Genomic DNA, 14,012 nt, shown 5'->3' on the forward strand with positions numbered 1-14,012 from the left:
ATCATGATGAAAATCGTGGGCTGAAGCCCACTCCCACGAGATAGTGTAACCGGGGAAAGTATCGCGGCAGAGTGTTTGGCCGCGAGGCGCTTTTGACGCTTTAAGTCTGTTTGTGTCACGATCCCAACCGGATTCGGAACACTTCCGCCCGCAAGAGAAAACGCCCATGGCAAAGCCCTCGAAAATACTCATCGGCGTGTTGTTCCTGCTATCCGGCCTGTGCCAGCTCGGTTCCGCCTTGGCCTTCAAACTCATCACCGAGGAAGAGGCCAAGCTGCCCGACGACATCATCGAGGACCGTTTGCGCGACCCGTTCCCCGGCCCGGTCATCAACATCCTTGGCTGCCCCAAGGAAGCCTACGCCTTCCCCGTGGAATTGAAGGCCCGACATCGACCTGGATAGCCTCCGCCGCTGTGGATAAGTGAAGTCCAGCGCATCGCCCAGCCCGGTCAGGTTGGCGAGGGAGCCGGCAGCCCGAAGGCTTCGGCACCGATGGACGGCGGGCGGAAGTTGTCGCCGAAAAAACTCAGGCGGTGGGGGCGGGCGCGGGCCACTTCCACATCGAGAATGCCGTGGCCGGGCGAGGCACCGGGCAGGATGCGCCCGTTCATGCGGCTGACCAGCGGGTCGGACGGCAATAGTTGGAAGCGGCCCTCCAGCGCCTTCAAATTCAAGGGCCGCTCGGGATCGCCTGGCAGCCGGTTGCCGAGGTTATTCAATATATTGAGACGCTAGTGTTAATTGGCAAAGCGCCTGTCTTATGTTAATCCATCGGTTGATTTATTTAGAATCAGCATCGGATTTTTGAAGTGACATATTCGGTCCTGATTTGGTGAATATTCACCATTTTCGGTGGTAATTCCAGGCTTGCTGGCGTTGGGCGGGATAACTTAATCTGTGTCCGAAATTGAGCGGTGGCGGCTTTGATGTGATTTCCATCAAGCGCGGGTATCGGCAGATTCAGCATGAAGAATAAACCTGCCACCCTGCCGGGGCAGGAAAGATTTGATGTGGGTCAAGTTTATGAATGCACTTCCCTCCCTCGCCATGGTAGGCAAACAATCAGAACGTTTAAGCAACGATAAGATAAACGGGGTACGCAACCATGAGCGAACGTAGAAAATATTATAGAAAGCGGCTCAGCGGGGTTGGCTATGTTGTGGAGAATAAAGAAGCCCGCAGATTCCAATTAGAGGATTTATCGCTGGATGGACTCGGTGCCTGTTTCGAAGCTAAGCCCACGCTGCAACCGGGCGATATTGTGCGCATTTGCCTGCCAGATTTGGGGCTACAGGGCCTCGTCACGGTGATGCGCTTGGCACCCACATTGGGAAGTCAGTTTTCCGTCGGTTTTTGTTTCAGTCACGCGATGTTGCATCCCATGGCGGCTTAAGTCGCGTTTAATGGGTAATCCCGCATGGCTGTATTAAACTGGATATTCATCCATATTATCGGCAATTAACTGTGTTTATAGTCAAATGCATACCTGATCAGCAAGCATCCTCAGTGTAGCTTGCCGAGATGGCAAGTGTTTGATTGTCCGTCCGAAATCGAAGGGGATTTTTCGCTTGCGTCGAGTCCGGTCCCTATTCGCCGTCCAAGGGCTTCGATAAGCTCCAAAAGAAACTACGCGCCATCCATCCCAGTCCCAAGAACACGGCCTATTCGATCGATCCGGTCGATAGCTGCTCCTAACGCCCTGTGGGAGCGGTTGCACTGGAGCGTGGGCCTCTGGCCCGCGAGCGGGCGGGACGCCCGCGCTCCGACCACATCGCCGCCAATCAAATTAACCCACCTCCGGGCACTCACAAGAATTAAGGGGTCCAAACCCACGCGGCTTTACGATACGCTACGCCTCAATTTGAACGACCTTGAGGACGCCACCTTGACCAACCGAATCCTTGCCCCGTTATTCATCGTCCTGCTCGGCTTGACCGCTGGCGGCTGTGTGACCAATCCCATCACGGGCCGCAACCAAGCCATGCTGGTGACGGACACCCAGGCCGCCCAGCAATCGGCCCTGGCTTATAACCAACTGCTCTCGGAGGCTTCCAAGCAAAGGGCCTTGGACGCCGACCCGGCTACCACCTCGCGGGTGCAGGCCATCGCCCGCCCGGTGATCGAAGAGGCCATGGCGAAGCGGCCCGAAACCCGCCAATGGCAATGGGATGTTCACGTCCTGCAAAGCGACGAGGTGAACGCCTGGTGCATGGCGGGCGGCAAGATCGCGGTTTACGCGGGCCTGTTGCAACAGGTCCGTCCCACCGACGACGAACTGGCCCAGGTGTTGGGCCACGAAATCGCCCACGCCCTGCTTTCCCACCAAGCCGAAAAGATGTCCCGCCAGCAGATGCAGCAAATGGGCATGGGCGCGGCGGTGTTGGCCGGTCAGGTGGCTGGTTACAACGTGTCGGGCTTGGCCGGGCTGGCGGATCAACTCGCCACGCTGGGCCTGCAATTGCCCAACAGCCGGGAGGCGGAAAGCGAGGCGGACAGCGTGGGGATCGAACTGGCGGCCCGCGCCGGTTTCAATCCCACCGCCGCCGTGAGCCTGTGGGAGAAGATGATGCAAGTGGGCGGCGGCAATGGCCCGGAATGGCTCAGCACCCACCCCAATCCCCAGACCCGCATCGCCGCCATGAAGACCAAGGCCGAGCAGTTGATGCCGGTGTATGAGGCCAGCCGGGGACAGCGGCCAAGCCAGTGAAGACGTGGTGAGTGGCGACCCGTCCCCACGCGGCGTCCACTGCCGTTAAGTTAAGGCGATTTCCGAAAATGCTTGTCACCGTTGATCTGGATGTAGGATGGGTAGAGCGTACTCGCGAAACCCATCGAGCCGGAGACAGGGTGATGGGTTTCGCTTCGCTCTACCCATCCTACAGGTATGTCTTTTCCTGGAAATTGCCTAAGAACCCTCTCCCTCCGGGAGAGGGGAGAGCGTAGCGAGGCGCGCGCAGCCGGATCAAAATAGGATTTCTTCCTTTGAAATCATTAGTTTGAACTCCCCTCACCCCCAACCCTCTCCCAAGGGGGAGAGGGAGTAAAAAAGGCTTAACTTAACGGCGGTGAAGCTCCGCCTGGAAACCAGTGAAAAGCCTCTTCCAACGCCCATGCCCCACCCCCCCCAATTCCCCTTCTTCATCCTCCTATTCCTCACCGCCTGCGACGGCAACCGCTCGGAATATCAAGCCGTCGGCACCTTGGAATGGGACCGCGTGGAACTCATCGCCGAAGTCTCCGAATCCATCCTCGAACTAGCCGCCAAGGAAGGCGAATGGGTGGAGGCGGGCCGGCCATTGCTGCAACTCGACCCAGCCCGCCGCCTAGCCTTGCTGAACCAAGCCCAGGCGGCGCGGGCACAGGCGGCGGCGCGGCTGCTGGAATTGCAGCGGGGACCACGGGGCGAGGACATCGAACAGGCCAAGGCCCGCTTCGCCGGGGCCGAGCAAGTGCTGAGCGCCCGCGTCCGCGAGTACGAGCGGCAGGCCGAAATCCTCAAGCGCAAACTGGCCAGCCCCGACGCGGTGGACCGGGCGCGGGCCGAGCGGGACGCAGCCCAGGCGGAACGGGACACCGCCGAGGCCAATCTGCGGGAATTGCGGGCCGGGACGCGGAAGGAGCAAATCGAACAAGCCCGCCACGCCCTGGCCGAAGCCGAGGCCACCGTCCGGCGCTATGAAATCGACCTCGCCCACCTGACGGTCAAAGCGCCCGTGCCGGGCCGGGTGGATAGCTTCCCATTGCAACCCGGCAACCAGCCCCAAGCGGGCAAGGTGGTCGCGACCCTGCTGTCGGGCCAACCCTATGCGCGGGTGTATATCCCCGAGCCACTGCGGGCGCGGGTGAAGCCGGGCGACCCGGCCCGCCTCCATGTGGATGGACTTGCCCAAGCCTTCGAGGGGCGGGTGCGGATGGTGGAAGCCGACCCGAGCTTCACGCCGTTCTATGCGCTCACCGAACGGGACCGCAAGCACCTGAGCTACGTCGCCAAGATCGACTTCGTCGGCCCGTCGCGAGACCTGCCCGCCGGGTTGCCGGTGCAGGCCGACCTGCCGGAGTCCCAGGCCAGCGGCGCGGATCAGCCGTGACCGACTACGCCATCCGCACCCATGGCTTGACCCGCCGCTTCGGGGCCGTCACCGCCGTGGACCATGTGGACCTCGCCATTCCCCGCGCCAGCATCTACGGCTTCCTCGGACCCAACGGCTCCGGCAAGTCCACCACCATCCGCATGTTGTGCGGACTCATCGACCCCACGGAAGGCGAGGCGGAAGTGCTGGGTTCCCGGATTCCCGGCGAGGTGGAGGCCATCAAGCGCAAGATTGGCTACATGACCCAGCGCTTTTCCCTGTACGAAGACTTGACGGTGCGGGAGAACCTGGAATTCATGGCCGACATTTATTCCCTGCCCCGTCCGAAGGCGCGGGCACGCATCGCCGAGTTGCTGGAGAAATACTCCCTGGCGGATTTGCAAAAGCAATGGGCGGGCACCCTCAGCGGCGGACAGAAGCAACGGCTGGCCCTGGCCGCCACGACCCTGCACGAGCCGGAATTGCTGTTCCTGGACGAACCCACCAGCGCGGTGGACCCGCAGAGTCGGCGGGATTTCTGGGAGAACCTGTTCGAACTTTCCGAACGGGACACCACGATTCTGGTCTCGACCCATTACATGGACGAGGCGGAACGCTGCCATTTCTTGGGGATTCTGGACCGGGGCCGGCTGGTGGCCGACGGCTCGCCGCAGGACTTGGAGCGGGGCTTGAACGCCGCCGTGGTGGAGATGGAGTGCGCCGATCCCCGCGCCGTGCGCCGCTTGCTGACGGCGCGCCCGGAAATCCAGGGCGTGACCCAGCTTGGCTTGCGGCTGCGGGTGCTGCTGGATCGCGCCTTGCCCGACCCTCTGGCGCATGTGCGGGCATTGCTGGCCGGGCAGGAGTTCGAGGCCCGCGCCACCCATGCCAATTTGGAGGATGTGTTTGTCTCGGCCACCGGCAATCACGACCGGGAATCCCACCGATGACCAGCCTCCTCCGCCTCCTCGCCATCATGCGCAAGGAAATCCGCCAACTCCGGCGGGACCGGCTCACCTTCGGCATGATCGTCGGCATCCCCATCCTGCAAATCACCCTGTTCGGCTTCGCCATCAACACCGACGTGCGCCACCTCCGCGCCGCCGTGGCCGACCAGTCCGGCGTGCAGGTGGCCCGCCTGCTCGCCGCCGACGCGGAAGCCTCGCAAGTCATCCAGATCACCCACCGCGTCCACACCCCTGAGCAACTGGAAGACCTGCTGCGGCGGGGCGACATCGCCGTGGGCATCTTCATCCCCGCCGACTTCGCGGAGCGCGTGCAAAACGACCGCCGGGTCGCCGCCCAGTTGCTCATCGACGGCTCCGACCCCTTGATCCTCGCCGCCGCCCGCCAACTCACCGGGATGGAACTGCGCTACGAAACCGCCACGGCGCCATCGCCGCGCCCGCCGCTGTTCGAAATCCGCAACTATTACAACCCGGAGCGCCGCTCGGCGGTGAACATCGTGCCGGGCCTGATCGGCGTCATCCTCACCATGACCATGGTGCTGTTCACCGCCGTCGCCATCGTCCGCGAGCGGGAGCGCGGCAACCTGGAATTGCTCATCAACACGCCGGTGCGCAACGTCGAGTTGATGGTGGGCAAGATCATCCCCTACATCGTCATCGGGCTGACCCAGGTGACGATCATCCTGTTGCTCGGCGTGTTCCTGTTCCATGTCCCCATCGTCGGCAGCCTCGCCGATGTCTATCTCGCCGCGCTGACCTTCATCGCCGCCAATCTCACCATGGGCCTGACCATTTCCACCCTGGCGAAGACCCAGTTCCAGGCCATGCAGACCACCTTCTTCTTCTTCCTGCCGTCCATCCTGCTGTCCGGCTTCATGTTCCCGTTCGACGGAATGCCCCGCGCCGCCCAAATCATCGCCGAGGGCTTGCCGCTGACTCATTTCGTGCGGCTGATCCGGGGCGTCATGCTGCGTGGGGCCGGCATCGGCGAATTGCTGCCGGAAGTCGGCGCCCTGCTGGTTTTCGCGGGGTTGATGCTGACCGTGGCGGTGTTGCGCTTTAGGAAGCGACTGGACTGACCGCGGACCGCGCCCGCGATAAAAAGCCGTTCACACCGTGATGCCCCGGTGTGAATGGCTTTTTTATTGCCCGAAAACTTTTGGTCTATCTATTTTTGATCTAGGCACGGCACGTCTCTTATTAATAACGATCATGGATCGAACATGCCAGAAACGATTCAATAACAATTATCGAGACATCGCATTTATTGATAAAAACTCATTCGGCATACCGTCGGCCAATAACTAAAACTTAATTATTAAAAATAATTCACAAAACTCGGCTTGATATTTTCATTAAGTTTACATGTTTCTATTGGCGGTTTAGGAACCGTATCGCAACAATAGGTGTTCTTACCTAAGGATTCTTGCCATGATTTTTCTTAAACTTCACACCAACGCAAACCTCATACACCTTCGATGGGCATCGGAAATTACGTAACAAGAAAACGCTGACGTAAAAACGCTGACTAGTTTTAACATAAGGATAACAGTGCCCAAGAATTCGGGCCTGATTACTATTTACTTACCCAAGGATTGGCTATGGAAGGCATCAATAATGAAGCTTGTGTATCTTTCGGTGATATACCTCAATCCGAATCCAATACTCGCCGTAATTATTCAACACGCATGGGCCAAACTCATGGCCGCTCGACTCACCAGAACCGATGGATATATGGCGTCATAAATAAGCCATCTGTTCCAGCGCGAATAAAGGCGTATTCGGACATAAAGAACATCATCATCCATGAACGGATACGCGCCGACCGGAATCATCATGGATTTTCGCTGCTGATATTCGAGATTGATAATCAAGCTGATAATCCCGACGCAAATCTCTCCAATAGCGTGCCACTGGAACGAATCCGTTCCACCGACTTTGTCGGGCATTTTCACAAAAATCGGCTGGCTCTGGTATTGCCTTACACAAAGCGCGAAGAGGCCCAAATTCTCGCCAGGGAGATGGTTGGATTAGCTTACGTCAAAGATTTGATATTAACCTATAAGATTCACAGCTACCCGGACGATTTAGAATCCATAGACAGCGAACTTCAGAATGGAGATAAGCAGGAGGCTGGTTATGGAGGGTCTGGGCCGGAAAAACCTATCTCATGTATGGCTGAAGGTTTTGCGGACATCATAAACACCCCTATACCCTTGTGGAAGAAGACATTTGACATCACCATGGCGGGTCTCCTTGTCCTATTATTGCTACCCGTTTTTTTGGGGGTGGCCGTAATAATCAAACTGTTCTCGCCCGGTCCCGTCTTATATTCACAAATGCGCGTCGGTTATAAGGGGAGACAGTTCAGGATGTGGAAATTCAGAACCATGAAACAGGATTCCACCGAGACGGTGCATAAGGAATATCTAGCCGCCTTAATTGGCTCGGAAACCCCCATGACCAAGCTCGACAGCGCCAAGGATTCGAGAATCATCCCCGGCGGAAGAGTTCTACGGGCCACCGGGTTGGATGAATTGCCCCAGTTATTCAATGTATTACGAGGTGAAATGAGCTTGGTGGGACCGAGACCCTCGCTGCCTTATGAAGCCGAACAATATCAACCCTGGCACCATCGCCGCTTCGATGTGTTGCCGGGATTAACTGGCCTATGGCAAGTCAGTGGCAAAAATAAAACCACGTTCCTCGAAATGATAAAACTGGACATCGCTTACGCGCAGCAGCAGTCGCCAACGCTGGACGCGATGATTTTCGTGAAAACCATCCCGGTGGTTTTGGATCAAGTGCGGGAGCATTTCAACCGTAGGAAAGGAGGCAACAGCCGGCTTGAATGAAATCGAAAGTGGCGTGGATTTCTCAAGGATTAAAATGACCAGCGGTCATTAAAACGAGAACGCTATCCACTAAGTAACAATGACAAAACGCCTGAGCGAGCGCATGTGTTTTGTCGACATAGGATCAACAATAAGTTAAATGGAGATAAGTCAATGGAGCGCACACTTAATATCGGAGTCGTAGGATGCGGGTATTGGGGTCCAAATTTAATAAGAAACTTTCAATCCCATCATGACTGCCGAGTGAAACGGGTCTGTGATTTCGACGAAAACCGGCTGTCGCATATCAAAAGCCTATACCCGGATGTGGAAACGGGCACCTCCTACTCGGCGCTGACCGAAGATAGTGAAATCGACGCCATTGTGATCGCCACGCCGGTTAGCACGCATCACAGATTGGCAAAACAAAGCCTATCCGAAGGTAAGCACACATTCATAGAAAAACCCATGGCCGCTTCCGCCAAGGAATGCCACGAGTTAAAGGATTTAGCGGATAGCAAATCCCTCACGCTAATGATTGGACATACCTTTCTCTATAGCAGCCCAGTCAGAAAGGTCAAGGAAATCATCGACAGCGGAGAAATCGGCGAGGTCTTATATATCAGGTCGGCCCGCCTGAATCTTGGCCTGTTCCAGAAGGATATTAATGTCGCTTGGGATTTGGCCCCCCATGACATTTCAATCATTCTGTATTTGCTTGAGGAAGCCCCTATTTCTGTGAATTGCCAGGGGAAGGCCCATATTAATCAAGGGGTTGAAGATATCGTCAACCTGTCGATGAATTTCGCCTCCGGCAGTTTCGCCATTGTTCAGAATAGCTGGCTCGATCCAAAGAAAGTCAGAACCATGACTATCGTCGGCAGCAAAGGGATGATCGTTTACGATGATAACGAGCCGCTGGAAAAAATCAGAATCTATGATGTCAGGGTGGAAGTGCCGCCTTATTACGAGAATTTCGCAGAATTCCAATACTCCTACCATTACGGCGATGTGCGTGTCCCATTCATTAAGCAGACCGAGCCACTGAAAGTGGAATGTCGGCATTTTCTCGACTGCATCAGGACCGGCGATAATCCCATATCCGGCAGCATCGAAGGATTGCGGGTAGTCGAGATTCTCGAAGCGTCCTCGAAGTCCATCAAGGAAAACCGGCAAATACATATCGACTTCCAGAAAGTACTTGCCCAGCCCGGCGGGTTTGAGGAGTCGGCACCGATGCGAAAAGACATGGATGGAAAACTGACAACCGCCAGAGTGGCCGTCGGCTAAACCGACCTGCCACGGGCACAAGGACGTGCCATTTATCGAATAAAAAACCCCACGGGCTGTTTGGTCCGTGGGAAACAATTCTCCCAATAAGCAACCGCCATGAGTTTAAAAGCCTTTGGTAAAGGAGCGGCAATATATGCCGTCGGAAATCTTTTTCTGCGAGGTATCGTGTTTCTGTTGATACCCGTCTATACCCATGGCTTATCCATTGCCGATTACGGGGTTCTGGCTACGCTGTTGCTAACCATACAAATGCTGAATACGGTGCTGGACCTGGGTTCGCAAAAAGCCTTCGTGCGGTTCGCGGCTGAAAATGGTTCCGAATTACAGCAGCGTGACCTACTGGGTAATTCAATTCTCATCAATATTATCGGCGGTCTACTGGTCTCGGGCATCGTTTTGGGATTCCTATTGCCGTTCTTTGAAATGACATTAAAAGCTGGCGACATCAAAAATCTATTATGGCTGACCTGTGGTGCCGCGCTAAGTCAGTCTCTTTACCTCAACACGGTGGCTTATTACCGAGCCAGGAATGAAAGTATCAAATATTTAATCGCTTGCTTGCCCGCGCCTATGGCTTTGGTCATCGCCAACCTATGGCTGTTATTCGTGGAGGGCAAGGGAATCGAAGGCGCTTTAATGGCGAATATATTTTGCTATGGATTCGCCTGGCTGTTGATTGCTGTCGTCATATTTTCAAGGCGACTACCGAGGATCACTTGGCGTCAATTATCCAAGCTATTCAAATTCGGCTTCCCGCTTATATTTGTTTCGCCGACCAATTTAATCCTCGATACATTCGCCGCCTATTTGCTTAATTACAAGTTTTCATCAGAGGCGGTCGCGATTTATTCCTTGGCTCAAAAACTGGCCCAAATCGTTGAGATGCTATTCACTCTGCCGTTTTTAATGGCTTACGAGCCATATGTTTATTCAAATGCGTCGCGACCCGGCATACAAACTGCCATGGGCCGTCTTCTGACTTACTTGATTTTGGGTTTCATTCTGTTTTCGATCATTATCATACTGGCCGCGCCATTTCTAATAAGCCTCGCAGCGCCTCCCCAGTATTACCCCGCCTATGAAGTATTATTCCTATTGCTTCCGGGGGTGGGCGTGACAGCGGTTTATTACTTCTCACAATCCTTGCTGTACATAAAAAACAGGACCAGCTTAGCCGCCGTGATCGTGCCTTGCTTGACGGCGCTTAGCCTGCTTCTGAATTATGACTTGACCTCCACTTATGCACAGTATGGCTCCGCCGCCGCTTATTCGATAACCCAAGCCACCATTGCTTTAATCATGCTGACCGTGGGGCTACGGATATTCCCTATTAAAATCGAGATAGTCCGCCTGATGGTCACGCTGGGTCTCGCGGTATTGTTTTTGGCTGGCACTTACCGGCTCCATGAAATGGAGAGCCTTGTCTATTATGGAATCACCTCGGGAACCCTGCTGCTGGTTTTAATGCTGATGTATTTATGCAAGTTCTTCAAGGAGGATGAGGTGTTGTTTTTTAAAAGGCTATTATTGTTGCCGAAGCCAACTAGGGGGTAGGGGGGCCATGACCGCAACCCACTCCACCAAGCCCCCGGACCGCATTAATTAAGGAAAACCCACGCCATGGACATGGTGATACTGATATTCGCCGCAATTGATGCACTACTGCTGGCCGCATTGGTGTTGGTGTGGTGTACCGATAATTATCTACTGGCCTTGGCCTTGGTGTTTATTTCCCCACTGATTTCAGCCGTGGGTGTCCCCAATGGGCCGGGCGATTCTCCCGAGGTGCAAGCGCCAGGATTATTATCGGCGCTCAGAATAGGTGTTCTATTCATAGCCGGACTAGCGGGCTTGTTGGTCTGGCTGAGATCAGGCGCACCGAAAATCCCTACCCATTTAAAACTGCTGGGCTTATTTATTCTATTCTCGGTTTTGTCCGTCACTTATTCGATTGATCCGACATATACCTTCACGCGTTCCAGCGCTTTTGCATTCCTCTATGTATTCTTGCTTGGCTTCAATACTTGGCTTAATAGCTTGTCGCGGCTTTATTCGGTGTTGCAGTGCTTTTTTATATGCCTAGCCATGATCGCGTTTATTAATTTGTTGGCGATCCCAATATTTCCTAATGAAGTATGGTATTGGGAAGATGCCCACCGATTCCAAGGTCTGCTCGATCAGCCCAATGGCATGGGCGCTTTATTGATGTTGTCTTATCCGGTGCTGGCATGGAAATATTCACAATCTTCCCGCCCTGGAAAATTCATGGTTCTCGGTATTGTGGCAATAATATTGCCAATGCATATCATGACAGGTTCCCGGGGTTCCATTATTTCTTCCGTGCTCGTATTGATTCTTTGGCAGATAGTTCAGCACCAATACTTAAAAGCACTATTGGTCGCGCTCGCGGTCACGATGACCGCCGTGTCCGTCATCCAATTATTCCCATCCCACTTTCACCGGGAAGATCAGGAAAGCGTGGCGGGCCTGACCGGGCGCGATGAATTTTGGCAAGCGGCGACCCAGTTGGTTTTGGAAAAGCCCATTATCGGGTATGGCTACGGCGTGGAAGGGAAGGTTTGGAGCGATCCACGCTTCAACGAATCAAAAATCACGCTATGGAGCGGCAATGCCCGTAGTTCCTTGCATAACGGATATTTATCCATTGCCATTGGGGGCGGATTATTGTGCCTGTTTATTTGGATTCCGTTGTTAATAATCCCAGTGATTCTATGTGGTCGCGCCCCGCCCTCTATTTATAAAGCCTATGTGATGTCGGTATTAATTGTGGGCTTGGTACTCAATTTCGCCGAAAGCAATATTACCGGCGCAAACACATTCGCAGGCGTAGTTTTCTGGTTGCTATGGATAATAGCAGGACGCCTGACCGCGCTACTTGACATATCCAAGGAGCATTCGGGTTCTAATGCTGAAGATATCATCGTTCAGCCGTCGCCTGGACATGGGCAACGGGAATTCGTTTTTCGCTAATATTTCATGTTTTAACTGATGTGCTTTTTTGTGGGGATTTGCCTATGCATGACTACTGACTGGGTTCCATGGTACAGGACATCACAAGCCATGCTTATCAAGCATGCACGCCTTGCTTTTATCAAGATGGCAGTGTCCTAAAATAGTTTCTTTAAATGCAATACGCCGGGTTATTGAAGCCCGCTGGAGGTTTTTGTGAAAACCAAGTCATGGATGATAAGCTTAATGACGAAAGTCGTGAGTCCGATGTTCCTAGGCCTGTTTATTGGGACTATGTCAGCCAATACAGCCTACGCTTTTCCTGGGGAAGACCGTCCCGAGGAAATTCGACCAAAACCCGTGGGTAACGAGGTAATCAAATATGGTTCTGGTGAGGCGTCAAAAACGGTTTTAAAGCTCCGCGCCATGGCTGAGAAATCCTTCAAATCGATGGCCCGTCTCAGGGCGCAGGCCAGGGTAAAAGCCGCGGCTGGCATTGCTGCGAGTCCCCCGGTGTTATTAAATGCCAACTTCGATCAATTAGCCTCGCCTTCGACCTTGGCGCGTAATTGGGTCGAGGGGGGCGATTGTATGGATGCTTCTTGGGGTGGTTATAAGCTAGTAACCCAAACCGATGCCAACCAGAATTCCAACCGCGTGATGCGGCTTATCGGCAGCGGAAGCTCTCCTTCTTCTTCTGGTTGTCAGATATTGCCCCTCAATCAAGATGCGGCCCGTCCTATTTTCATCGGGGGCTGGATGAAAGGGCAAAGCATCGTGAAGAAACCACGCGCCACCAAGTATGGAGTCTATATAGGCGCTTATTTCGTGCTTCAGGATGGCAGCGCAGTGGAATGCTACAACGTCTTGCGGAATATGGGCACATTCCCCTGGCGCTGGGTTGGACTCAATTCATACGCCGATTGTGGAATCACTCAGCCGATTAGTTTAGTGGCGGTGATTCCCAAGGTGACTGGTGTCCATGGAACGGTATTCGTTGATAACATGCAACTTGTGGACAAAGAGCTAGTGTCTGGATCACCCGCCGGTCAAGTCTCGTTGGTTTTTGACGACGGTTATAAGAGCGATATTACTACCGTTCTTCCCATTCTTGCTGCGCATAACATCCCCGCCACTTCCGCTTTAATTTCCAGCTCGGTGGGAGTGTATAGTGGAACCCTGACCTATGACGAGGCATATTCCTTAATTAAGGCGGGTTGGGACGCGCAATCCCATAGCATCACCCATCCCGACATAACCCAGCTTTCTGACATCGACGCCAAGAAGGAACTGGCGGATTCCCAAGCCACACTCCGAGCCGGTCTGAGTGCGGCGGCACTCAGCCAGGGAGATAATAGTTTTGATTCGACGAGCCAAGCGGCGCATTTTATTTGGCCCATGTCCGCGCTCAATGGCAACACCGTGGGTTGGGCACAACAGAACTACCAATCAGGACGCACCGTTTTTGGCGGGCTTAATGGGTATGGCCTGTATCCTTGGATGATTTATAGCTGGAGTATGGATAGTGCCACGTCACTCGCGGATATACAAACCTGGCTCAATGACGCCTGCGTGAATAAGCGCTGGTTGGTGCTTAGTTCGCATCGCGTTGGCGCTCCCATTGCCGGGCAGGACAACTATTATTCTGTCTCACCTAGCTTTTTGGAGAATGTGGCCCAGTTGATCGAAAATGAAATATCGCATTGTCCCACGCCATTCCATGCGGTTAATTATTCGGCAGGATTTAACAGCTTTGCTGTCAGTCCTTCTGATAAGCCGCTGATTCCTTGAAATCATGAGGGATGATATTCCTTTACTTGATTAGTAGGGAAGCCCAGTGAGTCGCTTTCTTTGTGGGAGCGGTTTTAAAACCCCC

Annotated in this window: 12 protein-coding genes; 11 read left to right on the forward strand and 1 reads right to left on the reverse strand. The window is 54.2% G+C overall.

Translation table 11 applies throughout. From position 1 onward, the window contains the following. Positions 1–166: 166 nt before the first annotated feature. The gene (locus tag ACXWUF_RS08635; protein WP_458494263.1) at positions 167–403 is read left to right on the forward strand and encodes a hypothetical protein; all 237 of its coding nucleotides are present in this window, start codon (positions 167–169) and stop codon (positions 401–403) included. A 47-nt stretch (positions 404–450) separates the two neighbouring features. On the opposite strand, the gene ACXWUF_RS08640 is transcribed toward ACXWUF_RS08635, so the two are convergent. Next, positions 451–720 carry a hypothetical protein gene (locus tag ACXWUF_RS08640; protein ID WP_458494264.1) on the reverse strand — a complete coding sequence of 90 codons (270 nt, stop codon included), beginning with the start codon at positions 718–720 and terminating at the stop codon, positions 451–453. A 386-nt stretch (positions 721–1,106) separates the two neighbouring features. Here ACXWUF_RS08640 and ACXWUF_RS08645 point away from each other — a divergent pair, with 386 nt between their 5' ends. The 10 genes from ACXWUF_RS08645 to ACXWUF_RS08690 all read left to right on the forward strand — a co-directional run bounded on the left by ACXWUF_RS08645 (position 1,107) and on the right by ACXWUF_RS08690 (position 13,927). Next, a complete protein-coding gene (locus ACXWUF_RS08645; RefSeq protein ID WP_458494265.1) occupies positions 1,107–1,394 on the forward strand; it encodes a PilZ domain-containing protein in 288 nt (95 codons plus the stop codon). A gap of 492 nt (positions 1,395–1,886) precedes the next feature. Then, on the forward strand, positions 1,887–2,708 hold the full coding sequence (locus tag ACXWUF_RS08650) for a M48 family metallopeptidase (protein ID WP_458494266.1): 822 nt from the start codon (positions 1,887–1,889) through the stop codon (positions 2,706–2,708). A gap of 403 nt (positions 2,709–3,111) precedes the next feature. Next, positions 3,112–4,089 carry an HlyD family secretion protein gene (locus ACXWUF_RS08655; protein ID WP_458494267.1) on the forward strand — a complete coding sequence of 326 codons (978 nt, stop codon included), beginning with the start codon at positions 3,112–3,114 and terminating at the stop codon, positions 4,087–4,089. Beyond that, positions 4,086–5,021, forward strand: a complete 936-nt coding sequence (locus ACXWUF_RS08660; protein WP_458494268.1) for an ABC transporter ATP-binding protein — start codon at positions 4,086–4,088, stop codon at positions 5,019–5,021. The genes ACXWUF_RS08655 and ACXWUF_RS08660 overlap by 4 nt, the downstream gene beginning before the upstream one ends. After that, complete coding sequence (locus ACXWUF_RS08665; protein WP_458494269.1) at positions 5,018–6,118, forward strand: ABC transporter permease; 1,101 nt, start codon at positions 5,018–5,020, stop codon at positions 6,116–6,118. Before ACXWUF_RS08660 ends, ACXWUF_RS08665 begins: the two co-directional genes overlap by 4 nt. 522 nt (positions 6,119–6,640) lie before the next feature. Continuing rightward, positions 6,641–7,894, forward strand: coding sequence for a sugar transferase (locus tag ACXWUF_RS08670; protein WP_458494270.1), 1,254 nt, complete (start codon positions 6,641–6,643; stop codon positions 7,892–7,894). A gap of 153 nt (positions 7,895–8,047) precedes the next feature. Continuing rightward, on the forward strand, positions 8,048–9,163 hold the full coding sequence (locus ACXWUF_RS08675; RefSeq protein WP_458494271.1) for a Gfo/Idh/MocA family protein: 1,116 nt from the start codon (positions 8,048–8,050) through the stop codon (positions 9,161–9,163). A gap of 99 nt (positions 9,164–9,262) precedes the next feature. Continuing rightward, the gene (locus tag ACXWUF_RS08680; protein ID WP_458494272.1) at positions 9,263–10,720 is read left to right on the forward strand and encodes a lipopolysaccharide biosynthesis protein; all 1,458 of its coding nucleotides are present in this window, start codon (positions 9,263–9,265) and stop codon (positions 10,718–10,720) included. A gap of 66 nt (positions 10,721–10,786) precedes the next feature. Beyond that, positions 10,787–12,157 carry an O-antigen ligase family protein gene (locus tag ACXWUF_RS08685; protein ID WP_458494273.1) on the forward strand — a complete coding sequence of 457 codons (1,371 nt, stop codon included), beginning with the start codon at positions 10,787–10,789 and terminating at the stop codon, positions 12,155–12,157. 195 nt (positions 12,158–12,352) lie between these two features. Beyond that, positions 12,353–13,927: a polysaccharide deacetylase family protein gene (locus ACXWUF_RS08690; RefSeq protein ID WP_458494274.1), complete on the forward strand. Its 1,575-nt coding sequence runs from the start codon at positions 12,353–12,355 to the stop codon at positions 13,925–13,927. Positions 13,928–14,012 lie beyond the last annotated feature (85 nt).

The sequence above is a fragment of the Methylomagnum sp. genome (assembly GCF_054333355.1).

What these genes read in the sequence shown, in the direction of transcription:
- ACXWUF_RS08665 (WP_458494269.1), top strand. Translation starts at nt 5,018, where the DNA reads ATGACCAGCCTCCTCCGCCTCCTCGCCATCATGCGCAAGGAAATCCGC.
- ACXWUF_RS08645 (WP_458494265.1), top strand. Translation starts at nt 1,107, where the DNA reads ATGAGCGAACGTAGAAAATATTATAGAAAGCGGCTCAGCGGGGTTGGC.
- ACXWUF_RS08655 (WP_458494267.1), top strand. Translation starts at nt 3,112, where the DNA reads ATGCCCCACCCCCCCCAATTCCCCTTCTTCATCCTCCTATTCCTCACC.
- ACXWUF_RS08670 (WP_458494270.1), top strand. Translation starts at nt 6,641, where the DNA reads ATGGAAGGCATCAATAATGAAGCTTGTGTATCTTTCGGTGATATACCT.
- ACXWUF_RS08675 (WP_458494271.1), top strand. Translation starts at nt 8,048, where the DNA reads ATGGAGCGCACACTTAATATCGGAGTCGTAGGATGCGGGTATTGGGGT.
- ACXWUF_RS08635 (WP_458494263.1), top strand. Translation starts at nt 167, where the DNA reads ATGGCAAAGCCCTCGAAAATACTCATCGGCGTGTTGTTCCTGCTATCC.
- ACXWUF_RS08685 (WP_458494273.1), top strand. Translation starts at nt 10,787, where the DNA reads ATGGACATGGTGATACTGATATTCGCCGCAATTGATGCACTACTGCTG.
- ACXWUF_RS08680 (WP_458494272.1), top strand. Translation starts at nt 9,263, where the DNA reads ATGAGTTTAAAAGCCTTTGGTAAAGGAGCGGCAATATATGCCGTCGGA.